Genomic DNA, 22,407 nt, shown 5'->3' with positions numbered 1-22,407 from the left:
TATGAATGGCGGACAGACCGACTTGCCGGCCGTTCCAAACACAGGGATTCTCGGTTGCCTTCTCCACCCCGCGATCCGGCGAGCGACGGGCGTTCGGCGATGGGCTGCTCGCTTCCGCGCCTGACCCACTGTCGCCGATCAACCGGTGTGGAACACCCCTGCGGGTGTACACACCGAACCGCTGTCCCCGACGGACGAGGTTTCCACGTTGGCTCCCGAGGCCTGTGTCGGTTCGACCGACGCCCCGGCTGTTCGGCCCCCGCTAAAGACTGTCTCACGGGTAAAGAGCAGGGCCTACCTGCCCAGCCTAGTCCACTCCGGAATACAGCCGAGGGCGTTAAGTCCCTTTCGGCTCGCCGCCCCGCGGATGTCGACGCCATCCGGGGGTTGCCACGCTGTCGCCGTCAGTTGCTTGTCGCCGCAATCAGCAGTGTTTCGCCGCGTTCCTCTGCACGCTCAACGCTGAAGCCGGCCTCGGTCAGCGACTCCCGGAGATCGGCCGCGCCGAGGCGTTCGCTTCGCGGCGGGCCAGCCTCTCCCCGTCCCTCAGCCGACCAGTCGACGATCACGAGCCGCCCGTCGGCGTCAAGCACCCGCCGAAGTTCAGTCAGTGTTGCCGCAAGCGGCAGCTCGTGGGCTGTCATCGTCGACACCACGGCATCGACCGAGCTGTCAGCGAGCGGCAGACTATCGGTCGAGCTCTCGACCAGCGACACATTCGCTGGCACCCCGTTGTCCCGAAAGTGGTCGTGCATTTCCGGTTGGATATCGACCGCCGAAACCCGATCGAAAAAGGGTGCGAGCGCGGTCGTGTAGAAGCCGGTGCCGCTGCCGAGATCGAGCAGGTGGTCGTCGGCCCCGCCGCCGGCCGCAAGCGCGCCGAGCAGCTCATCCCGCGAGCAGAACTGATACCGGCTTTCGTCGTCTAACCTGGCTGCCTTCGCCGGATCAAACGTGTGAAATCCCATCAGTCGATTGTGGCTGTCCAGCCCAATAGAGCCTCGGTTGCGCTCCCGTCTGGCGAGGAGTTACGTGGATAGAAGTGGGTCGGTGAGCGCGTCGCGTTACTCCTCGGCCGCGTGCTCCGTCGGCGGGACGACCAACACGGGCACCGGCGCGGTTCGGATCAGCGTCTCCGTCACGCTACCGAGCAGATACCGGTCGAGCCCGGTTCGGCCGTGGGTACCGACGACGATGCAGTCGCTGTCGGCGTCGGCGGCGTACGACCGGATCCCCCCAGCCACCGACTCGTCGTCCTCGACGGCGGTCACAACATCCGCAACGCCGGCGGCGGTCGCTCGGTCGCGGGCGTCGTCGATGATCCTCTCGGCGGCCGAGGTCAGACTCTCGGTGTACTGATCGGCTCGGAGATCTCCCCCAAACAGCCCGGTGTCGATGATCGACAGCAGTTGGAGCGTGCTGCCGTCGGCGACCGCGAGTTCGATGCCGACATCGAGAGCCCCGGCGGCGGTGTCGCTGCCGTCGGTCGGGACGAGCAGCCGCTCGATCGGCGTCGTCAGCGGCGCGGCGTCGGGCCGCAGCGTGAGCAACGGCACGGGCGTCTCGCGGCTGACGCGCTCGGTTGTGCTCCCGAGCAGTCGCTCCTCGATACCGGTTCGGCCCTGCGTCGGCATCACGATGAGATCGATCTCGGCGGTCTCGGCGTACGTCGTGATGGTCGCGGCGACACCGCCTTGGATCACCGCCGTTTCCGTGGGGATCCCCTGTTCGGCAGCTTTGGCTGCGGTTTCGTCGACGATCTGTTCGCCGGCCTGTTCGAGAGCGTCGACGACCTGGTCGCCGATCCGGGTGACGCTGTCGTGGGCGGTGTCGGCGACGTTGAGCACGTGGAGGGTCGCGTCGTGGGCGGCTGCGAGGGCATAGACGCTGTCACGGACGGCCGCAACACCATCGCTGTCGTCGATCGGAAAGAGGATGCGGTCGAACATACCCGTCGCTTCGGGCGGCGACCTAATAACAACCCCTGCCGACGCCGCTGTTAGCAGCCAGTCCCATCAGGTGTCATCCTCGCCCGACCAGCACGTCTCGTCAGCTGTCGTCCTCACGCGGTGGTTCGGGGGTCGACGATGTCTCCTTCATTCGCCCGTAGAGATAGCCGAAGTGGACGATCCCCGGGAGGACGAACCCACCGATCGCCCAGCCGGCCGCTACGGGGATCGATCGCTGTCGACGACGCGCATCCCGGAAGAGCCACACCGAGACAGCGAGTGTCACCCCATAGATGACGACCATGATGGGGCGGTCGATGACGGCGGCGACCAGCAGCGGCGAGCCGGCCGCGATCTGAAACGGTGACCCAGCGGCCGCCAGCGACGCCGCTACTGCCACGGCTGGGATTCCTCGGTAAGCTCGCCGGCCAGCGACCGACCCATCGCCTCGCTCGGATCACCGACGTTCGCCAGTGCCCACATCAGCTTCACCTTCGCGGTGCCGGGCAGCGTGTCGCCGGCTTCGACGATGCCGGCATCCAGCAGATCGCGGCCGGTGTCGTAAACGCGGTCACAAACTCGCCCCTCCAAACACTGGCTCGTCATCGCAACCACGGTTCCGTCGTCGACGAGCTCTTCGACCCGGCCGATCAGATCAGTGTGAATGTGGCCGAGGCCGGTGCCCTCGATGATCACGCCGTCGGCGTCGTCGAGGTAGTCCCACGCCGCGGGATCCATGCCGGGCGTGAACTTCACAAGTTCGACCGCGGGATCCAGGTCGTCGGCGAGCGCGAGATCGGTCTCGCCGCGGGCGGCGTACTCGCGGTTGAAATCGAAGGCGTCGTCGGCAGCGTCGCCGTCCGCGCCGTCGTCTCTGGCGGTCGCATACTCGATCGTTGCCAGCGGCTTGTTGCCAACGGTCTCAAACGCGTCCCGCCGGGAGGTGTGGTTTTTCCGGACGCGGGTGCCGCGGTGGAGCGCGCAGCGGTCGTCGCTGGCCGACGCGTGCATACAGAGCAGTACTTCCGCGCAGTCGGATTTCGCGGCTTCGACCGCCGACACCGCGTTCATCACGTTGTCCGAGGAGGGCCGGTCGGCCGACCGCTGGCTGCCGGTGAAGACGATCGGCACCGGGGTATCGAGCATGAACGACAGCGCGGCCGCCGAATACTGCATCGTGTCGGTGCCGTGCATGACGACGACGCCGTCCGCACCGGCCTCGATCTCGTCGTAGACGGCGGTAGCCAACTCCTGCCAGATCGAGGGATCCATGTTTTCGCTGAGGATGTTGGCGACGACCCGACCCCGGTAGTTGGCGCGGCCGGCGAGCTCGGGGACGGCTCGGAGTACGTCCTCGGCGGTGAACTGTGCGGTCACCGCGCCGGTGCGGTAATCAACTGTCGAGGCGATGGTGCCACCCGTCGAGATGAGCGAGATCGTCGGCCGGTCGTCGCCGAACTCGATCTCGGAGACGGTTCCGTCGTCGGGCTCACCCTCATCGTCGATATCGTGAACGTCGGTTTCCAGCAAGTCGACGCTGGCTGTCTCGCGGTCGATCCCGATGTTGTAGCCGCCGTCGAGCTTGAGGACGATGTGGTCGCTCGTCGAGGAGGGCAACACCACGCCTTCGTTGGTGGTATCGCCGCGCTCGACGCGGACGCGGTCGCCTGGATTCATACGCCCGCCTTGCCCGGGGGTCGACTTGAAACCACGCTTTTGCGGTTTAGATAGTGGGGATTCCAACGGAAGCTTTTGACTCCGCTTGTTTTGAAACGGGGGAGACCGGGAACAACGTTGATGTGTACCCAAACCCATACACAAAATACGGATGGCCTCGAAAAACATCGGCATCAAAGAAGATGTCTACGAGCGGCTGAAAGCGCACAAACGCGGTGATGAGAGCTTCAGCGAGACGCTCGACCGACTCTTCGAGGAACTTGATTCCGATTGGCGGACGAACGCCGGATTTCTCTCTCAGCAAGCGGCTGATGACCTCGAAGCAGCGGTTGAGCAGGGCTCTGAGGATATCGATGCTGCGTTCGATGAACAATCGAGGATCTAAAAATCGAGACGTATCGAGAATAGTTCTTCGCGGCTGTGATACAGATGGCAAGCCGCACAGTATCGTCGCTGACGGCACAACAGCCAAACCGCTGGGGCGTCAGCTACCGGTATGCAGCAGTCCGACGAACTAACCGAGACGGTCGAAGGGGTCGACACCGAGATCCCGTCGAGTGCCGACGATGATGGCGGCTCGGGTCGACTCGGTGGCCGCTTCTCGGCGAAAGCCTTCCTACTCTCGTTGGTCGCCGTCGTCATCGGCGTCGGTGTCGGCGGCGCGATCCCGATCATCGGCAGCATCGGCTCGCTCGCCGGTGTTTTCGCGGCGACGTTCGTCCTCGGTATCCTCGCTGGCGACGCTCGCTATCTCGAAACCGGCCTCGCCGGTGGGATCGTCGTCGGCATCAACTTCGCGTTGAGCCTGCTCACTACTGCCGCGCTCCCCATTGGAATCGACTTCTTCCAGCAGTACGGTCTCGCCTTCGGCGGCCTCGGCGTCGTCCTTGGTGCGGGCCTCGGGCTCGTCGGCCACTACTTCGGCCGGGATCTACGTGACGGGCTGACGCGGGAAATTTAGGCCGCCGTCGCGTCGCTAAGCCGGTCGAACTGCCAGGCCGCCAGCGCGACAGCCACAAACGATAGCACGACCGTCAGCGTCGGCACCACGATCCCGGGCTCGTAGCGCAGCGGCGGGTGGTAGCCGAAGCCGTAGTCGACGAGGTCGTTTGCGAGCAACAGCCCCAGCGAGAGCCCCAGCGCGCCGCGGGTCGTCCGGCCGTAGTGGAGGATAGCGAAGGCCAGCACGACAAACAGCAGGTGGGTGCCGATGATCCCCCAGTACGCATACAGCGCGTCGGCGTCGAACCCGATATACAGCCCAACGCGGCGGTTGAGCGCGATGACAACCCACAGGCCGTACTTGATAAGCCAGACGAAGGCAAAGGTGTGGAGATACGCCAGCGGCCGGTTTGTCGGGGTCGCCGCCAGCGGCTGTCCGATCGTCGGCAGCAACGTTGCCAGCGACAGCGTCGCCAACGCGATCGCGGTCGGCGAGTCCGCATACAGCGGCCACAGCAGCGTTGACACCGCGGGCATGGTGTCGACGTAAAACCGCACCCCGACGAGAAAGGCGACCGCGCTGGCAACGAGCAGCATGACCAGACTCGGGCCATGGGAGAGATACGACTCGGCGGTCGCTTCGGGCACCGGTCGCCGGCGCGTCGGTGTCGTCGCTCGGTCATCCGGCCGCGACATAGCTGGGCTCTGTGCGGCCAGCTACAGGTGTCTATCGGTCGGCCCCGATCACTCGTGTCTGAGCGCGTCGATGGGGTCGATGCGTGCGGCCCGCCAGGCCGGATAGAGGCCGGCGACGACCCCGACAACAACACCGACGACGACGGCGAGGGCGATCCAATCCGGTGCCAACGCGAACGTCACGTCGGCGTAGGCGGCGGCCCCGCGACCGACAAGGAGGCCGAGCGGCACACCGAGCAGCGAGCCGAGCGTTCCCAACAGCGCGGCCTCGATGACGAAGATGCTCATCACATCCCGGTTGCGCGCGCCGACGGCTTTCATGATCCCGATCTCCCGGGTGCGCTCGGTGACGCTGACCAACATCACGTTGGCGATGCCGATCGCGCCGACGACAAGCGAGATGACGCCGATCCCGGTCACAAACCGGGTGATGCGCTCGATCACGTCGCTGATCTCATCGACGAAATCGCTGCCCGAGCGGGCGACCAACTCGGTGTCGCTCGCCGATAGTTGGCGGGCATCGGCATCGCCTGCGAGATAGTCCTCGATCGCCTCGCGCGTCTCGGCTGTTTGTCGTGGATCGGTGACAACGGTCACCTGTGGGTAGGCGCGCTGCCGCACCCCAGCCGAGGGGCTCTCGACGACCGCCTCATAGAAGGGGTCGACCGGCGCGAAGAGCCGCGGCTGGCGGGCAAAGTTGCTCACCGGTAGCTCGCCGCGGGTGCCGTTGACGACGCCCGTCACTGTCACCGGTTGCTCCTCGCCGTCGGGGAAGGTGAGCGTCAGCGTCGATCCGGCTGTCAGATTTTCGCTGAACCCAGTTGCCAGTCGCTCGTTGACAACGACCTCGCGTTCGCCGCTGGTGAACGCCCGACCGCTGACCGTCGACGCCGGCGTGATACTCTCGGGTGTCGTTGCGGTCACCTGCGATCTGGCGAGCGTCTGATTGGCAGCGCGTATCGATGACACCTGAACTGAGCCGCGCGGCAACACCGCGGTGACACCCTCGATCTCACCGATCGCCGCAAGATCGGATTCGGTGAACACCGGCTGCAACACTCGGTCGAACCCCTCGTCGTCGCTGGGGGTGCCGAAGACGTAGATGTTGCCGGCGTTGCTGTCGCCGATATCGCCGATGATCTCAGCTTGGACGCTGGCTCCGAACGTCGCAAACGTGATCACCGAGGCGATGCCGATGACGATACCGACAACGGTCAACGCCGAGCGAAGCTTGTGGGCCCGTACCGATCGCACAGCGATCCGGAGGCCTTCGCGGCCGTCCATCAGGCCTCACCCGTGGCTTCGATCGAGCCGATCTCGCCGTCGGTGATGTGGACGATCCGGTCGGCGCGCTCGGCGACATGGCGTTCGTGGGTGACAAGGAGGATGGTGTTGCCCGCGGCGTGGAGCTCATCAAAGATATCGAGAACGGTCGCGCCGGTGTCGGTGTCGACGTTGCCCGTCGGCTCGTCGGCGAGGATGAGTGCCGGATCAGGTGCGAGCGCGCGGGCGATAGCGACCCGCTGGCGTTGGCCGCCGCTGAGCTCGCTGGGAACGTGGTCGGTGCGATCGCCCAGCCCGACGGCCTCCAGGCGGTCGACCGCGCGATCGATCCGGTCGGCCCGCGACCAGCCATCGAACACCAACGGAAGGGCGACGTTCTCGACGGCGGTCAGCCGTGGCATGAGGTTGAACGTCTGGAAAACAAAGCCGATGTCGGTGCCGCGGATCGCGGCGCGCTCGTCCTCGCTGGCCGTCGAAACCGATTTGCCGTCGACGGCAACGTGGCCCGATGAGGGGGTATCGAGCCCGCCGATCAGATTCAAGAGGCTGCTTTTGCCGGAGCCACTCGGCCCCATGATCGCGGTGTACGACCCCGTTGGGAGTGTCAGGCTCACCCCATCGAGTGCGGTGACGCGGCTCCCGACCGTGTAGTGTTTCGACACCTCGTCGACGACGACGGTCGGCTCGGCCTCGCCGGCCTCGGTTGCGGCTGCCGTCGCGGTCGCTGCTGTCTCGCTCACACCTTCCGTTGGCTGTCTGCGCGTATCAACGTTGGCCGCAAGCGACCGCGCCGGCGGCACCAGCCCACCTCTGCTCGGAGCAATGTACTTACGCCGCAAGCACGTACGTTGCGTGATGAGTTTCACTCCGTTCAGTCGTCGCCTCGGTGTACTAGCCGTCCTCCTCGCGGTCGGCTTGCTGGCCGCCGGCGCGGCAACCGGTCTTCCCGGCATGGCTGTCGACGATCAGCCCTCCGGCGACGAGATCCTCGATCGCGTTGAGACCCGGTACGATTCCGCCGACACGCTCAGCGGGACGGCGACCGTGACGGTCGAAAACGAAACGGCAACGTCGACGGCGACCGTGGCGTACGCCGCCAAACAGCCCGATAAGGTCGCCTACACAGTTGAAAAGGACGGCGAGAGCTACGAGGCTGGCTCGAACGGCAGCGTCGCGTGGGCGGTCGGCGAGAACCGATCCTACGCCCGTGAGATCCCGACCGAAGCCGAGTTAGAGGCGTATGAGGCCAGTGGCAACCCCGATCGGCTCCCAAGCGATGACAGCCAGTATGGCGCGCTGACCGATCCGGTCTCGGCGTCGAACGTCACCGCGACGCTTGTCGATATCACGGATATCGGCGGCGAGTCTGCCTACGTGATCGATGTTGAATCGACCGACGAGGCGGCGACCGTGACCGGCACGCTTTGGATCGCCACCGAGGACAGCCGCCTCCTGCGGGCGACCGCGACCGATGGCACCAACGAGACAACGGTTCGGGTTACCGAGACACAGTTCAACGTCAGCATCCATGACAGCACCTTTGATCCGCCGGCCGATCGGGTGTCGGTGACGACGACCGACGCCTACGACACGTTTGATGCTGTCCAGTCGGCAACAGACCGCTCACTACCGACCTACGACGGCGCGTTCACCGAGGCCACCGTGATCAGCCGGGCTGACGGCCAGGCAGTTATCCAGCAGTACACAGTCGATGACGACACCGTGTCGGTGATCACGGCCAGCGGCGCGTCGATCCCGTTCGATCAACTCGACGGTGAGACGACGGTAACGGTCGATGAGCGATCGGCAACCGCGGTCGAACGTGACGACCGCGCGGTGGTGTTTTGGACTGACGATGGGGTCACAACCGCCGTCGCTGTCGAGGGGACGATCGCCGACGCCACCGCGGCCGCAGCCGGACTGTAACCTGCTGTCGCCGACCGCTGATTTTACCGCCGTATCAGCAAATTATCTCCGGTGATAACTACGGGCGAACGCTTTTTGAGTGGTATGGTGACCATCCGGTATCAGTCAGATGGCGTTCCAGTCACCCCACCATGTTCCCCACTGCTGTTGTTGCGGTAGCCCGATCTCGTGGCTGAGCGACGAGCCGGGATCGGATCGGCCCACAGAGCAGGCCGTCGGCCCAGATTCGCCCCCGGTGCTTGGGGGTCAGCCGACGATCGGAGCCGATCCGGCGACAGGCGACGCGACCCCCGAACCCGACGGGGGGACGCGGCTGCTCACCCCGATCCCGAACCCGGTCTGTGAGGGCTGTGCGACGGCCGCGACGACCCCCGATGGTTCGTCGATCGACCCGCCGTCGGCAACCGATTTGCCGTCAGCAACCGATTCGCCGTCGGCAACCGACCCGTCGTCAACATCCGATTCACCCGCTGAGCCTCCGGCGACCCCACCCGCGAGCGGCCCCAATCCCGTCGTTGTCGATGGGGTCACCTGTTGGCGGATCGGCACCGACGAGACGTGGCAGCTGGCCCGCGACGCGCTCGGCTGTGAGTCGGCCGCCGAGTTCCTGCGCCGCCACACCGACGCCGACGGCCGGCCGTTGCGGTGGTTCGGGATCGACCATCACGGCTCGCCACGACAGGTACGGATCGAGCCCGACACCGTTGGCGACATCACCGCGTTCTGTGAGCACGTCGCCGACGGCACCGCCATCCGGATCGAGACGACGGCTGGGGCGCGATCGATCGATGTCCCCGTCGTCGACGTTCGGCGCGCGGCGGACGATCGCTCCGCTCACGCCGCCCCGCAGGTGTCGGCGTTGACAGCCGAATCTGCCCCTCGGCGACTCACCATCTCACCGTCAGCGATCGAGACCATCTCAATCCCTCCGCAGCCAACGGTTTCAGCACCTGAGCCGGATGCCTCGCCACAACAGCTCGATCGCTACGGTCAGCTGGCGAGTGCCGCCCCCGGCGTGATCGATACCGCCGGGCTTGCGGCGGTCGCGCGGACGGCTGACCCTCAGACACAGACGACCGCGCTCCGGATCGTTGCATCGGTGCTTGCGGCGACACCGACCCCCGGAGTGACGGCGGTCGAGTCGCTCGTGGCGTGTCTGGATGATGGTCGACTCAGCCGACTGTACGCCCTGCGTTCGCTGGCCCATATCGCGGCGGTACAGCCGGCTGTCGTCGCCGACGCGGTCGACGCCGTGATCGACACGCTCCCCGCCGACAGCCGGCTGGTGGCGACGGCGGCAACGCGGCTGTTGGGCCATGTGGCCGACCACGATCCCGGTGCTGTCGTGGATGCGATACCCGCTTTCGGCTCGCTGTTGGCCCCGACCCCAACCCGCGCGCGCCGGCAGGCACTGGCGACCGTCGGGCTCGTTGCCAAGAACCATCCTGACGCCGTTCGACCGCTCGTCCCGCAGCTGTGTTCGCTGCTGGAGACCGACGACACCGCCTACCGGATCACCACCACCGCCGCGCTCGGCCGCGTGACGGCTGCCTACCCGGCCGCGGCGACGCCGGCGGTGCCGACGCTGCTCGCACAGCTCACCGCCGACAGTTCGGAGCTTCGCGCCAACACGGTCGGGATTCTCGGCGATATCGCGGCCGAGTATCCGACCGATATCGCCCCCTACACCGACGAGCTCGCCGGGCTCCTCTCCGATAGTGATCCGACGGTGCGGTCGAATACAGCCGGTGCGTTCGCCCGCATCGCCGCGGTGAGACCCCGACATGTCAAACCGTTTGTCGACGCCCTGGTCGATCTGTTAGACGACAGTTGGACGCGCAGCCGCGTCCACGCCTGTTGGGCGTTGGGCCGGTGTGACGCCGCCGCGGCAGCCGACGCGTTGGCCGAGCGTCGCCACACCGATCCGAAGGAATCAGTGCGACAGCGGGCGGCGTGGGCACTCGACCGGATCACGTGATAGGGGCGCACGAAGGGCTCAATAGCGGCCCCGCCCAACTGATGGCAATGAGTTACATCGTCACCTACCACTGTCCACACTGTGAGGCGATCGTCGAACTCGAACGCACGGGCTATCTCGACGACAAGGCGGTGACACCGTACCCCTTCGAGGGCTGGTCGTACGTCGCTCCCGATGAGCCATTTGAGGACGAGGACGGCGTTGATGGCGTCGAGTTCACCTGCGGCGAGGATGGGACGCTTCGGGAGGGCGAAACCGGCTGTGGGGAGTCGTTTTATCTGAGCTTTGTTCGGTTCGAAGCCGGCCAGGAGATCGATCCACGACAGCCGAGCGAACGCGTCGAACTCGCCGATGAGTCACCCACTGCACCCAGCGGCCCGCGCGGCCCCTCTGGGCCGGGATCGGGCGGATTCTGGTCGTAAGTAGTTTGTTGGCGGCTGTACCAGCGGCTCAACATTTTCAGGATGACGGACAACATCACGGTGGAATCAATGCAAACGGTAGAGGCAACCATCGGTGTCCCTACCCGACATGTTGATATAGCTGGTCGACATATGGTATAGTGACCACCCTGTTCCGGGTGGTCGTAGCACTTGACCCCGCTACCAGCACACTACGTTTGCGCCGCCGGCCAGTTTTTGGCTGGCGGCGTCCCTGATCGGTGAGCGGTGACTCTATCGTGATTCAGACGACTTCTTGTTGGGTTGTTGCCAACGATCCTGAGAAGTAGATACGCCCCCGACTTAGGAGCCATCAGTGAGAATCTCAAATCGGGCCCCACCAGCTGTCCCCTCAGTCGCGGTGATCGTCCAGCCGTGGGCCTCAATCAGGTTCCGGGTGATGGCCAGCCCAAATCCAGTCCCACTGTTATTGGTGGTAACTCCCTGCTCAAACACTGACTGTGCATCAGTTTCGGGCAATCCGGCACCGGTATCTTCAATATAGAAGCCGCCGCCGTCTAACTGGCCGACAGAGACGGTTACCGGCGACTCGTTGTGTTCGACGGCATTGCGGAACAGATTCTCAAAGACGTTTTTCAGGAGTGATTGATCGGCCACAACGGTCATCGAGTCCGGAAGGTCACACGTGATCGTCGCCGCCCCTGTCTGGGTAGTTTCCCAGGCCATCGCAACAATGTCGCCCAGACGGAGCGATTCAGTCTCGGGATCGACTGTCTCGGTGCGAGCCAACGTCAGCAACTCATCGATCATCGACTCCATGCGACCGAGCGACCGTTCGATGGTCTCAAAGGCATCGTCCTCACCGGTCTCCCGAGCAACATCGAGGTATCCCTGTGCGATCTCAAGGGGATTCCGCAGGTCATGTGAGACTGTCGCAGCAAACTGATTGAGCCGCTCATTTTTTTCTTCGAGGCTCTGTTTTGTTCGTTCGAGTTCGCGTTCACGCTCTTTCTGGGCCGTGATATCGGTTTGGACACCAATTATCCGGTCTGGGCTCCCATCATGGTTGTACTCGACGACCCCACGAGCCTGGATCCAGCGTTGGGGCTCGTCTGGCGGTTGCACCCGGAAATCAGCCTGGTATTGTTCGCCGGTCTTAATGGCGTGTTCAAGCTGTTCCGATACCCGATCGAGATCCTCATCCGGAATGCGATCTCCGTATTCAGGTCGGTAGTTGGGCTCAGTCCCTGTTGTGTCGGTCGTTTCCCCGGTGGGTGCTGTTTCGCTGTCGACAACTCGGCTGCCAACCCCAGCGTATGTCCCCGGAAATTCCCCAGGGTCGTATCCGAACAGGCGTTCACTGGTTGTATCCCAGCGGACTGTCCCGGATGCTATGTCGAGTTCCCAGATCCCTGTATCAGTTTGGGACAACGCCAGATCAAACCGTGTGTTCAGTGCTTTCAGTTCCTCCTCTCGGTGTTTTCGGGTCGATATATCCCTTCCAATGCCGATGATGCCCGTCGGGGTACCTTCGGCGTCAGTTTGTCTGACCCCTCGAAACTCATGGGGGATGGTGTGGCGCTCTTTGGTGGTGATCTCAGCTTCGGTGATAGTCTCGCCCGTCTGCAAAATTGTCTCAATTCCCGATTCGATCGTCTCGCGATCGTCCCCCGTGAAGAATTCGAGGGCGTTCATCGTCCCGATCTCTTCGTCGGTGTAGCCGGTGCGTTGTGGGAGTTTGTCGTTCCACCGCTGGAAATCGCCTTCAGTATCGACGACATAGAAGATATCTGGAATCGCATTGAGACTCGCTTCGATGAAGTCTGGTTTTCCCTCCTCAGAACTGATGATATTACCATCGTACGTGAATTGCTCTTCAGGCATAGGGGGAATCAATCAATTGCTTCATTCGAGGGCTTTCTCGCATATTATTCTGTCTACTACAAACGCCTGGTATCGCCCTCCGGGTAGAAAGCGACAGTCTCGATCAGTCCATCGAACCCGAGGTATTTCACCGACGACGCTTCCACCTCAGCCCTTGATATTACAGACCGGCACCGTGCGGGCGACCGGATCGGCGAGATCGAGAGCCTCCGAGACGGCGACCACGTCATCGATATCCTTGTAGACGCCGGGTGCCTCCTCGGCGATCGTTTCGCCGTCCTCGGCTTTGATGTAGATCTGTTGTTGATCGCGGAGGTCGGTTTGTACGTCGCTCGCGCCGTACTCGCGTTTGGCCTGCGTGCGGCTCATGAGCCGACCCGCGCCGTGGGCTGTCGACCCAAAGCTCTCGGCGAGCGAGCCATCCCCGCCGCGCAGCACGTAGCTGCCGGTGCCCATGCTGCCCGGCAGGAGAACGGGCTGGCCCACCTCACGGTAGGCACGGGGCACCTCCTCGCGGCCGGCCGGGAACGCCCGCGTCGCGCCCTTGCGGTGGACGTAGAGTTCCCGCACGTCGCCGTTAACGTCGTGAAACTCCTTTTTGGCGATGTTGTGGGCGACATCGTACAGCAGCTCCATCCCCATCTCTTCCCAGTCGCGGTCGAACACGCGCTCGAAGACCTGCCGCGTTTGGTAGGTGAGCAGCTGGCGGTTGACCCACGCGAAGTTGATCGCCGCGCCCATCGCGCCGTAATACTCCTCGGCAACCTGACTGCCGGCGGGGGCGGCCGCGAGGTTGTCGTCCGGGAGGTCGGCGTTGAACTCGGCGTGTTCCTCGCTGATGCGGCTGACGTAGTCCTTACAGACCTGGTGGCCGAGCCCGCGGCTCCCGCAGTGGATCATCACGACGATCTGCTCGGGTTCCAGCCCGTAGGCGTCGGCCACCCCATCGTCGAAGATCTCGGTGACGCGCTGGACTTCGAGGAAATGGTTGCCCGAGCCGAGGCTGCCGATCTGGTTTTTGCCGCGGTTTTTCGCACCTGCTGAGACGAAGTCGCTGTCGGCGTTCGGACGGCGGCCTTCATCCTCGCAGTGCAGCATATCGTCCCGTGTCGCATACCCTTCCTCGACCGCCCAGTCGAGCCCGCGGTCGAGTACCTCGGTGACGGTCTCCACGTCGGTTTCGACAACGCCACCGTGGCCGATGCCGGTCGGGATGTTGGCAAACAGCGCGTTGACGAGCTCTTCCTCCCGACCGCGGAGGTCGTCGTAGGTGAGGGTCGTCCGCACCATACGGACGCCGCAGTTGATATCGAAGCCGACCGCGCCGGGCGAGATGCAGCCATCCTCGGCGTCGATCGCGCCGACGCCGCCGACCGGGAACCCGTATCCCTGGTGGCCGTCCGGCATACAGAGCGCGTGGGTGGTGATCCCCGGCAGTTGGGTGGCGTTTGTGATCTGATCGAGGGTGTTGTCGTCGCCGATCTGGTCGAGGAGGGCTTCGCTGGCGAGCAGCCGCGCCGGGACACGCATCTCACCCGTCTTGGGGATCTCCCAGACGTGCTCCCGAATCCGGTGGAGCTGATAGCCGTTGATCTCTCGTGTGGTCATAGTTGGCCGTCGTCGGCCGACGCGAAAGAGCGTTGTGCCCGCTATCGGTGGGTCGTTGTCAGCTGCACGTCAAGACAGACGTTCAGTTCGTGTGGTGCGTACGACCGAACGACGTGTTCGGTCTCGACGCTCACGGCGTATTCCGGCTCGGCGGCCTCGCGGATCGCCGCGATTCCGGGCCCGAAGGGATCGTCCTCGTGTTGGATGTCGTAGTAGTGGATCACACACTCCTCGCCGGCAAGTTCGACCGCGGTTTCAACAAACTCGTTCGCGCTGTGGGGGAGATTCATCACCAGCCGGTCGGCCCACCCGCGATAGTCGTCGGCGACATCGCGCACGTCGCCGGCGATCGCGGTCACCCGGTCGGAGACACCATTGCGGCGGGCGTTCTCCCGGCAGTAGTCGATCGCCGTCTCGTTGAGGTCGACGGCGACAACGCTGGCCCCGCGGCTGGCGGCGGGGATCGCAAACGGGCCGACGCCGGCAAACATATCCAATACTTGCTCGCCCGGTTCGATCTGCTCGACAACGCGGTGGCGTTCGGTGGCGAGCCGCGGCGAGAAGTAGACGGCGGCAAGATCAAGCAGAAATTCATGGCTGTACTCTCGATGCACTGTTTCGGTCGGCGAGAGATCGCTGGCTGCGGCCGCGTTGGTCTCCTCGGCTGTCGCTGAGCTATCGACAGCCACCACCTCCCACTCTCGCACCCGAAGCTCGCCTTTGATCTTCGAGGCGCGGTTGAGCACCGACCGAGCCGGGAGATCGGCGTCGATGACGGCCTCGGCGATCGCCCTCGCGCGGTCGGGGTCATCCTCGTCGATGACGACGATATCGCCGATCCGCTCTAAGGAGGGCTCGAAGCCGAGGATATCGGCGGGCGTGCGAACCCCTTGGCGGACGGGGAGGTCGCGGGTCGTCATCTCAGCGTCGCCATCGAGTGCGGCGACAGCGTCGACAGCGGCGTCGGTATCGGTGACCGGAATATAGATCCTGCCGTCGTCGACAGCGATCTCGTGGTCGTCGTCGAGCGCGCCCGCCTCCGCCAGCGCGGTGCGGGCCGCCTCACCGGCTTCGCGGGCGACGGCGACACACGGAACGTCCATACTGGGTCTCCGATATCGCCGCGCCTAAGAGTGACGTTTGGCGGCGACCGCGAGGGCTTTCAGGGCGGCACCCCAACGACCGCCAATGAGCGACAGCGAGTTTCCCGCGCCCCGCCCCGGGCCGTCGTGGGAACGACTGCGGGTGCGGGCCGCCTGTAGCGCGGGTGTTGCCGTCCTGCAACTCGCCGTCTTCTGGGAGTTTGTCGTTCGAACAATTCCGATGCTGTGGCCGCCGGTCGAGCCGCTCACGCAGTGGGTGAGCTTCCTGATGGTTTCGATCGGCTCGTTTGTCGTCATCTCCGGGCTGTTTGGAACCCTGCTCGGTGACCAACTCTATGATCGGTATCTGACAGACGCCTCGTAAGCAGGATCGACGACGCACATTCGTGGTTATCGCCGACGCACATTCCGCGTTGTCGACGCTACGCTTCGTCGCTGGTCGATGCCGACTCGTCCGGCAGCGCGGTCACCCGTGGTGTGTCGGTCACCGCATCCTGAGAGACGACTGCGGTCGCATCGAAGGCGTCAGCCAGGGTTTCGCTTGTCAACACTGTGTCCGGGTCGCCAGCGGCGACAACGTCGCCGTCGGCCAACAGGATGAGCCGATCGCAGTAGCGGGCCGCCAGATCCAGGTCGTGGATCGCGGCGACCGCGGCGGTGCCGTCGTCGACGACCGACCGAATCGTTTCCAACGTGCGGATCGCGTGGTTGATATCGAGGCTCGCGGTCGGCTCATCCAACAACAGCACCGGCGTCGCCTGCGCCAGCGCGCGGGCCAACAACACCCGCTGGCGTTCGCCGCCGCTGAGATCGGTGACCGGGCGATCCACCAGCGACTCCAGCGAGGTTCGCGCCAGGGCGTCGGCGACCGCCTCCCGATCCGTCTCGTCGGGGGTGCCAAACCGGCCGATGTGGGCGTGCCGCCCCATCGCCACCGCCTGCTCAACGGAGAACCCAAACGAGAGCTCGGTCTCCTGTGGCACCGTTGCCACCCGCCGGCCGATTGCTCTGGCCGACAGCGACGACACCGATTGACCGGTCACCGCGATCTCGCCGGCCGTCGTGGGCACGCCACCGCGGATCGCCCGCAGCAACGTGGTTTTCCCCGCGCCGTTCGGGCCGATGAGGCCAACGAGTTCACCGCGGTCAGCCGTCAGTGAGACATTCGACACCACCTCGCGCCCGCCGAGCGTGACCGACACGTCGTCGACGACGAGCGGCGGGTCGCTCACAGCGCGTGCACCTCCCGGCTGCGGAGCAGATACAGGAAGAACGGCGCGCCCAGTGCGGCGGTGACGATGCCGACCGGGATCTCTGTCGCGCCAGCGCGGGCGACCGTGTCCGTGATGACGAGGAAGGAGGCCCCGCCCAGTGCGGCCGCCGGCAGCAACACCCGATGGTCGGGGCCGACGACCAACCGCAGCATATGCGGAACGATGAGCCCGACAAACCCGATCACACCGGAGACGGCGACCGCGGCGGCGGTCAACACCGCCGACACCGCAAGCAGGAGTCGTTTCGTGCGCTCGACCTCGACACCCAGCCCCGCGGCGGCCTCCTCGCCGAGCAGCAGCACGTTCAGATCGCGGGCATATGCCAGCAGAACCCCAAACAGCACGGGGACGATGAGCAGCGTGATCGTCACGTCATCCCAGCCGGCATTGCCGAGATGGCCCATCAGCCAGTGGACAACCGCCCGAAGCCCCTCGCCGCTGTACAGCTGGAGGGCGGCGATCACGGCCCCGAGGAAGGCCTGGATCGCCACTCCCGCCAACAGCAGCGTCGCCACCGGCGTCCGGCCGCCCTCGGTGGCGATCAGGTAGACGACAAAGGCCGTTATCACCGCACCGAGAAACGCCGCGCCGCGAAGCCCCAGGCCGAAGGGGATCGCCGCGGGGACGACGATGGCGGCGACCGCGCCGACCGCGGCCCCCGAGGAGACGCCGATGATCGAGGGATCGGCCATCGGATTCCGAAAGAAGCCCTGCATTACGGTGCCGGCGGCCGCCAGCGCGAAGCCGACCGTCGCGGCCAGCAGGATTCGCGGGAGTCGAACGCGCATCACGATCGTCTCAGCCGTCTGATCGACCGGGTAGGCAACCGCCGACTGCCACTGTAGCGTCGGCAGCGGAAGCTGGAGCGCCCCGGCAACCGACAGCGGTGTCAGCTCGATCCCGGCCGGCAGCGACACCGCGTTGAGCAGAATTTTCACGACTGTTGCCGGCGGGATCCGCACCGGGCCGATCCCCGCGCTCAGGGTAACAGCGACAGCAAGCACCGCGGTCAGCCCCAGCGACCACGTTACGGCGCGCTGTCGGACTCGCATGAATGAAACCGGAGTTGCAGTAGGCAAATACTTATTGCCTTCACCCGGAGATGGGGTATGATCGGTCGACGACCGCTTTTGATCCTGTGTCTGTTGGTGGCTGTGAGTCTCGGTGCTGGGGTGGCGACCGCCGACCCTGTGTCGGCGACGGCGTCGCCGTCGAGTGGCGATTCCCCGCCGACCGCAAACGATTCGTTCCCGGTCACGCTCACCGATGCGACCGGGACGGCGGTCACCGTCGACTCCCGTCCTGAGCGTATCACCACGACCAATCCGAGTGCGGCCCAGACGATGTGGACGCTCGGGGCGGCCGACCAGGTCGTTGGCGTCACACAGTACGCGAGCTACCTCGATGGGGCCGAACAGCGAGACAACGTCTCGGCGGCCGGTCTCGGCGTCAGCATCGAGCGGGTGGTAGCGACCGAGCCGGATCTGGTGCTCGCGCCGAACGCGACCAGCCGTGAAACCGTTGCCACGCTTCGAGATGCCAACCTCACGGTGTATCACTTCCCGGCGGCGACCGATTTTGAAGCTGTGGCTGCCAAAACACAGACGACCGGCCGGCTCACCGGCAACACCGCCGCGGCCGCCGAAACGAACGCGTGGATGTGGCAAAATGTCGCGGCGACCGAATCCCAAACCGCCGACGCCGCTCGCCAACGCGTGCTGTACCCGCTGCTCGGCGGGTTCGCCGTCGGCAACAACACGTTTATCGACGAGATCATCACCACGGCTGGCGGGGAGAACGTCGCTGCCAGCGAGTTCGATGGCTACCGACAGCTGAACGATGAGACGGTCATCGCACTCGATCCCGAGGTGCTGATCGTCACCGACCAGACCGAAGGACAGATTCTTGGCTCTACCCCGTACTCCCAAACAGCTGCAGGACAGAACAACCGAACCGCCACCCTGTCGGTGCAGTATCTCAACCAACCCGCCCCGCGGAGCGTTGTCTACTCGACCAGCAATCTCAGTGCCCAACTCCACCCTGATTCGGCGGCGGATGTGAGCACTACAACCGAAGACGGCGACCCGGCAACCGGTGTCTCCGCGCCAGGATTTGGGATCGGTGTTGCGGTCGCCGCGCTGGTGGCGATCGTTGCCAGCGCGCGACTACGGGAGCGACCGTAGCGTCGCCTACCGCGGGGTCGATACCGTTGCTGTCGCCGTCGTCTCAATACCGTGGTCGGCGTCGCCAACCGATTCGGGGTGTTCTTCGTTCTGATACCGTGCGTCCAATGCGGCGGTGAGGCCGTCCCGAACACAGGCGCGGGCTGCGTTACCGACCGCTGTGGCCGAGCCGACAAACCGCGTTGGCTCGCCGTCGGGGTCGCTGCCGACGATCACCGCGTCGCTCGTCGTGCCGGTGAAGCCGGTTCGGCGGGCGAGGGTGGCCGTTTTGGCTTCGACGACGCTGGCGAGAAGGCTGGCTAGCGCGGCCGGCGGCAGGGCCCGCGAGGTGCCGACGATGATGTTGATCGTTCCGGGGTGGCCGTGATCAGCGTTGCATTCTGCATCGCCGGATTCAGGGGTTGGCGTCGACGTATCGATGCTGTCCCGCGGCGGTAGCGTCGCCGGATTCGAGAGCCCCGCGGTCACGATCGCCTCGACCGGGTCGAGGGCGGCCCGTCTCGCATGTCGTTGCTCGACGCCCGTCAGCAACGCTGGCCCGTCGGCGTCGAACCCAGCGTCAGCCACCCGCCGGTCGATGTAGGCTCGGAGATCGGTTTTCTCCCACCCGGTAGGCACGGTCACGTTGTAGGCCGCATCCGCGTGCTGTCGCCCGCCGTCGACACCCGTCGAGAGCCAGTCGGTGTGTGGTCGCCGCGCCTGTAACACACCGTCGGTGATCGTCGTCTCGAAGATACCCTCGTCCATCGTGGCGTGCCAGCCGCTCCAGTTGGGTAGCCCTATCGCCTTCGAGGGGCGCACAGAAATAAACATAAATTAAATTTTCTGGAAAATAGTGTGGGATAGTAGTATTAAAAGTGTCTTGAGATTGTACTTCACAGATATAGGCGCAAATCTTTTGACGATCGCAGTTCCTATCCGTTTAGTATGAAAACGGAGCGATCCGAACCACACGAATATCGTATTGTTGCGGAGATGAATCCAAATAATGCAATCAATCTCCTGAATCCATCAGCGAACCGTGTGTTTCAGGTCGTTGATTACGAAGATGAGGAACTCAGAGAGGAGCTCGCAGCACTCCCTGCCGGCAAACTGGTTGAGCTCCGGCTTGATCGCATCGGGGGGCGGGCGAACGTCTGGCAGGCGCGTCGCCCGGCAAACGTCGCCTCGCTAACCCCGTGATCGCTTCGATCGCCCTGTACGCCTCGTGATCGCTCAGTTCGCCTCGTTGCGGCTGATCTCGTAGCCGAAGTCGATCGTGTTCTGCGGCATAATCTGAACCGACCACTCGCCGGCGGCCGGATCAGCGATCTCATAGGTGAACGTTTGCTGACTTCCCCGGGCGGCGTAGGTGCCGTCGGTCGTCTCCCGTGGCCGCTGCGCGCCGAGGTTGACGCTGCCGGAGTCCGTCAGGCTGGTGCGGTCGGCGTCAATCTCACGGCCGTCCGGCGCGACAAACGTCACGTCGAAGGAGGCCTCCTGGCCTCGCTCCGCCGCGCGCCGTCGCTGATTGGCGGTGAGTTCCAGTGTCGCGTTGGTTGTCGACTCGCTCACACTGAAGCTTGTCTCGAAGGGCTCCTCGGGGGCCGTCCAGACCTGGAAGTTGAGATCGACCTGCTGCCAGTAGGTGTTGTCGGAGTTCCGGGCCGGATCGGTGATCCCGAGGTCGACGGTCGCGCTGTAATCGCCGCGCTCGGCGTCAGCGGGGGGTTCGACGGCCAGCTCGACGCTGTCGGTCTCGCCGGGAGCGATCTCACTCGGGGCGTCGATCGTCACCCACGAGCGATCCAGGGTGGTGCGACCGCCCGGTCGGTGACGAACTCGGTTCTCGGCGTTGAACTGCGGGTTGACCGGGACGGCTTCCTCGCCGGTGTTGGAGATCTCGATCTCTCGGCTGATCGTCTCGCCGGCCTGCAGATGGGTGTAGATGTGTGTTTCCGAGTTGAGTTGGACGGTTGGTTCCTCCCAGACGTTGACGCTCACCGAGACGCTGTGCACCGGCTGTGGCGGTCGGCCCGGATACCGGAGCGTTTCGTCGGTGAAGGCCACAAGCCCGCTGTAGTCGCCGATCTCGGCGTCGTCAGGTACGTCGACGGTGATATCAACCTCGACAGACTCGCCGGCATCGAGCGTGGTCTCGCCGCCGTCGATCGAGAGCCAGTCGGCTTCGACCGGTGGCTGGCTCCGGGTCGGCGGCGTGGCGACCCGCGGCGAGATGTCGACCGCCTCGTCCTCGCCGTTTTCGACGGTGACGGTAACGGTCTCGCTGTCGCCGGGTTTGAGTTCGAGATTCCGATAGCTGTCATCGATATACAATCGTGTGTAGTTTGCTGGATCAGGGGCGTTGCCCCCGGTGGTTGTTTCGACGGTCGTTGTCTCGCTTGCCGTCGCACTATCCGTCGTCGCGGCGACCACGCCCGTGGCAGCGAGAGCACTGACTCCCACCAGCGTGATCAGGATGAGTGTTCGTGTGTTCATAGCTCGCGCCAGCGTGTCGGATCCATCCGCGTGGAGGGCTATGGACTGGCAGGTGAAAGTCGCCGCCGGCGGGTACTACCCCTTGTGGAGACTCAAACCATGATTTGTGTGACTCACTCACAGGCGACGACGCGGCTCCGCCGGCCCTGAGCTATCAGTCAACCCCGAACAACGGCCAGCAGTGTGGCGGCTGTCAGTACTACGTTCCGGATCAAAACGGCGACGGGATGGGTGCCTGTACGCTGATTGCCGGACAGATCGATCCCGAAGGGTGGTGTATCAGCTACGCGGTCTACAACGGCTGAGCCGGCTGTCGGGTTGATCGTGCGTCCAACACCGGGTGCAGTAGGGTGTGCGATGGCGGCTACAGTAGGGTGTGCGATGACGGGTGCAGTAGGTTCTTGCCGCCGTGGTGTGAGCTATCCGGTATGCGTTGGCCTCGGATCGCTCGCCTCCGTCGGGTTCGAAATCGGGTACGCGATGCGATCGAGGCGTCGTTCGACGACGACCAGTCACCCGAACAGATCGCCGGCAGCTTTGCTATCGGGGTCTTTCTGACAACCCTGCCGACCCTTGGCGGGAACCTTGTCCTGATGGTGATCTTGGCCTCGCGGGTCGCGTGGATCAACACGGTCGCGCTGTTTAGCTCCGGGATCGTCATCAACCCGCTTGTCAAATGGGGGATCTACGCGCTGAGCGTCCCGCTCGGGATCTATCTACTCGGCCCGATCGATGGCGGGATCGCCGTGGAGCTGTCGCTGTCGGGGAACCGACCCCTCCTCGTCCGGCTGGTCGTCGGCTGCGTGATTCTTGCTGTCGTTGCAACCGCGATCAGCTACGGGCTTGTGCGCGGGATGGTCGTCGCATACCGTCGCCGGAATCTTACCCTCGTCGAGGAGGTCGCCGATATCGTGGTTAGAGAGATCGATCCGAGCAGTGACCCCGATACCACGATCGAGATCGACAGGCCAAGCGATGCCACCGACTCAGTCGAAGATAACTAAGTTATATCAACAGCTTATAG

The 22,407-nt window shown here is 64.6% G+C and carries 24 protein-coding genes and 1 other RNA gene; 10 read left to right on the top strand and 15 right to left on the bottom strand.

The features are described from left to right. Positions 1–6 precede the first annotated feature (6 nt). The 5 genes from ffs to gatD form a co-directional block, all read right to left on the bottom strand. Positions 7–318, bottom strand: an RNA gene (gene ffs, locus EWF95_RS10290) — signal recognition particle sRNA. A gap of 86 nt (positions 319–404) precedes the next feature. Further along, positions 405–968: a class I SAM-dependent methyltransferase gene (locus tag EWF95_RS10285; RefSeq protein ID WP_142443992.1), complete on the bottom strand. Its 564-nt coding sequence runs from the start codon at positions 966–968 to the stop codon at positions 405–407. A gap of 96 nt (positions 969–1,064) precedes the next feature. Next, positions 1,065–1,949, bottom strand: a complete 885-nt coding sequence (locus tag EWF95_RS10280) for a universal stress protein (RefSeq protein WP_142443991.1) — start codon at positions 1,947–1,949, stop codon at positions 1,065–1,067. A gap of 100 nt (positions 1,950–2,049) precedes the next feature. Beyond that, positions 2,050–2,349: a hypothetical protein gene (locus tag EWF95_RS10275; protein WP_142443990.1), complete on the bottom strand. Its 300-nt coding sequence runs from the start codon at positions 2,347–2,349 to the stop codon at positions 2,050–2,052. Beyond that, positions 2,340–3,626, bottom strand: a complete 1,287-nt coding sequence (gatD, locus tag EWF95_RS10270; protein WP_142443989.1) for a Glu-tRNA(Gln) amidotransferase subunit GatD — start codon at positions 3,624–3,626, stop codon at positions 2,340–2,342. Before gatD ends, EWF95_RS10275 begins: the two co-directional genes overlap by 10 nt. A gap of 151 nt (positions 3,627–3,777) precedes the next feature. Between gatD and EWF95_RS10265 the strand changes: the two genes are divergently transcribed. Then, the gene (locus EWF95_RS10265; protein ID WP_142443988.1) at positions 3,778–4,011 is read left to right on the top strand and encodes an antitoxin VapB family protein; all 234 of its coding nucleotides are present in this window, start codon (positions 3,778–3,780) and stop codon (positions 4,009–4,011) included. 111 nt (positions 4,012–4,122) lie between these two features. Continuing rightward, the gene (locus tag EWF95_RS10260) at positions 4,123–4,587 is read left to right on the top strand and encodes a hypothetical protein (RefSeq protein WP_142443987.1); all 465 of its coding nucleotides are present in this window, start codon (positions 4,123–4,125) and stop codon (positions 4,585–4,587) included. On the opposite strand, the gene EWF95_RS10255 is transcribed toward EWF95_RS10260, so the two are convergent. The 3 genes from EWF95_RS10255 to EWF95_RS10245 are packed head-to-tail and all read right to left on the bottom strand — an operon-like array spanning position 4,584 to position 7,288. Next, positions 4,584–5,264, bottom strand: coding sequence for a DUF1405 domain-containing protein (locus tag EWF95_RS10255; RefSeq protein ID WP_142443986.1), 681 nt, complete (start codon positions 5,262–5,264; stop codon positions 4,584–4,586). The two genes, EWF95_RS10260 and EWF95_RS10255, sit on opposite strands and share 4 nt — an antisense overlap. A gap of 48 nt (positions 5,265–5,312) precedes the next feature. After that, positions 5,313–6,548, bottom strand: coding sequence for an ABC transporter permease (locus tag EWF95_RS10250; protein ID WP_142443985.1), 1,236 nt, complete (start codon positions 6,546–6,548; stop codon positions 5,313–5,315). Continuing rightward, positions 6,548–7,288 carry an ABC transporter ATP-binding protein gene (locus EWF95_RS10245; protein ID WP_246055696.1) on the bottom strand — a complete coding sequence of 247 codons (741 nt, stop codon included), beginning with the start codon at positions 7,286–7,288 and terminating at the stop codon, positions 6,548–6,550. The genes EWF95_RS10250 and EWF95_RS10245 overlap by 1 nt, the downstream gene beginning before the upstream one ends. 115 nt (positions 7,289–7,403) lie before the next feature. Between EWF95_RS10245 and EWF95_RS10240 the strand changes: the two genes are divergently transcribed. The 3 genes from EWF95_RS10240 (at position 7,404) to EWF95_RS10230 (ending at position 10,874) form a co-directional block, all read left to right on the top strand. Beyond that, positions 7,404–8,474 carry a LolA family protein gene (locus EWF95_RS10240; protein WP_142443983.1) on the top strand — a complete coding sequence of 357 codons (1,071 nt, stop codon included), beginning with the start codon at positions 7,404–7,406 and terminating at the stop codon, positions 8,472–8,474. 109 nt (positions 8,475–8,583) lie between these two features. Next, positions 8,584–10,452, top strand: coding sequence for a sister chromatid cohesion protein PDS5 (locus EWF95_RS10235; protein ID WP_142443982.1), 1,869 nt, complete (start codon positions 8,584–8,586; stop codon positions 10,450–10,452). 47 nt (positions 10,453–10,499) lie between these two features. Further along, positions 10,500–10,874, top strand: a complete 375-nt coding sequence (locus tag EWF95_RS10230) for a hypothetical protein (protein ID WP_142443981.1) — start codon at positions 10,500–10,502, stop codon at positions 10,872–10,874. A 321-nt stretch (positions 10,875–11,195) separates the two neighbouring features. Here the strand turns inward: EWF95_RS10230 and EWF95_RS10225 are convergent, their stop codons facing one another. From EWF95_RS10225 to EWF95_RS10215, 3 genes are all read right to left on the bottom strand, one after another. Then, the gene (locus EWF95_RS10225) at positions 11,196–12,737 is read right to left on the bottom strand and encodes a PAS domain-containing sensor histidine kinase (protein WP_142443980.1); all 1,542 of its coding nucleotides are present in this window, start codon (positions 12,735–12,737) and stop codon (positions 11,196–11,198) included. Between the two features lie 147 nt (positions 12,738–12,884). Then, a complete protein-coding gene (locus tag EWF95_RS10220) occupies positions 12,885–14,345 on the bottom strand; it encodes an RtcB family protein (protein WP_142443979.1) in 1,461 nt (486 codons plus the stop codon). 41 nt (positions 14,346–14,386) lie between these two features. Beyond that, positions 14,387–15,448: a class I SAM-dependent methyltransferase gene (locus EWF95_RS10215; RefSeq protein WP_142443978.1), complete on the bottom strand. Its 1,062-nt coding sequence runs from the start codon at positions 15,446–15,448 to the stop codon at positions 14,387–14,389. An 85-nt stretch (positions 15,449–15,533) separates the two neighbouring features. On the opposite strand from EWF95_RS10215, the gene EWF95_RS10210 reads away from it, so the two are divergent. Continuing rightward, positions 15,534–15,812, top strand: coding sequence for a hypothetical protein (locus EWF95_RS10210; protein WP_142443977.1), 279 nt, complete (start codon positions 15,534–15,536; stop codon positions 15,810–15,812). A gap of 58 nt (positions 15,813–15,870) precedes the next feature. Here EWF95_RS10210 and EWF95_RS10205 read toward each other — a convergent pair whose 3' ends face one another. Both EWF95_RS10205 and btuC read right to left on the bottom strand, forming a co-directional pair. Continuing rightward, positions 15,871–16,680 (bottom strand): ABC transporter ATP-binding protein, encoded by an 810-nt coding sequence (locus EWF95_RS10205; RefSeq protein ID WP_142443976.1) that lies wholly within the window; start codon positions 16,678–16,680, stop codon positions 15,871–15,873. Continuing rightward, a complete protein-coding gene (gene btuC, locus EWF95_RS10200) occupies positions 16,677–17,774 on the bottom strand; it encodes a vitamin B12 ABC transporter permease BtuC (protein WP_142443975.1) in 1,098 nt (365 codons plus the stop codon). Before btuC ends, EWF95_RS10205 begins: the two co-directional genes overlap by 4 nt. Positions 17,775–17,831: 57 nt before the next feature. Here btuC and EWF95_RS10195 point away from each other — a divergent pair, with 57 nt between their 5' ends. After that, entirely contained in the window at positions 17,832–18,905 is a 1,074-nt protein-coding gene (locus EWF95_RS10195; RefSeq protein WP_221886650.1) for a PGF-CTERM-anchored ABC transporter substrate-binding protein, read from the top strand. Positions 18,906–18,911: 6 nt separating this feature from the next. On the opposite strand, the gene EWF95_RS10190 is transcribed toward EWF95_RS10195, so the two are convergent. Continuing rightward, complete coding sequence (locus tag EWF95_RS10190; RefSeq protein WP_321167595.1) at positions 18,912–19,652, bottom strand: adenosylcobinamide amidohydrolase; 741 nt, start codon at positions 19,650–19,652, stop codon at positions 18,912–18,914. 180 nt (positions 19,653–19,832) lie between these two features. Here EWF95_RS10190 and EWF95_RS10185 point away from each other — a divergent pair, with 180 nt between their 5' ends. Next, positions 19,833–20,087 carry a hypothetical protein gene (locus EWF95_RS10185; protein WP_246055694.1) on the top strand — a complete coding sequence of 85 codons (255 nt, stop codon included), beginning with the start codon at positions 19,833–19,835 and terminating at the stop codon, positions 20,085–20,087. Between the two features lie 33 nt (positions 20,088–20,120). Here the strand turns inward: EWF95_RS10185 and EWF95_RS10180 are convergent, their stop codons facing one another. Further along, the gene (locus tag EWF95_RS10180; RefSeq protein WP_142443974.1) at positions 20,121–21,383 is read right to left on the bottom strand and encodes a COG1470 family protein; all 1,263 of its coding nucleotides are present in this window, start codon (positions 21,381–21,383) and stop codon (positions 20,121–20,123) included. 104 nt (positions 21,384–21,487) lie between these two features. Here EWF95_RS10180 and EWF95_RS10175 point away from each other — a divergent pair, with 104 nt between their 5' ends. Both EWF95_RS10175 and EWF95_RS10170 read left to right on the top strand, forming a co-directional pair. Then, positions 21,488–21,688: a high-potential iron-sulfur protein gene (locus EWF95_RS10175; protein WP_142443973.1), complete on the top strand. Its 201-nt coding sequence runs from the start codon at positions 21,488–21,490 to the stop codon at positions 21,686–21,688. A 123-nt stretch (positions 21,689–21,811) separates the two neighbouring features. Further along, the gene (locus EWF95_RS10170) at positions 21,812–22,387 is read left to right on the top strand and encodes a DUF2062 domain-containing protein (RefSeq protein ID WP_142443972.1); all 576 of its coding nucleotides are present in this window, start codon (positions 21,812–21,814) and stop codon (positions 22,385–22,387) included. Positions 22,388–22,407: the final 20 nt, after the last annotated feature.

Source organism: Halonotius roseus, from assembly GCF_006861655.1.
Taxonomy (GTDB): Archaea; Halobacteriota; Halobacteria; order Halobacteriales; family Haloferacaceae; genus Halonotius; species Halonotius roseus.
Note: the sequence above shows the minus strand (reverse complement) of the source record. Positions and strands in the feature narration are given on the sequence as shown.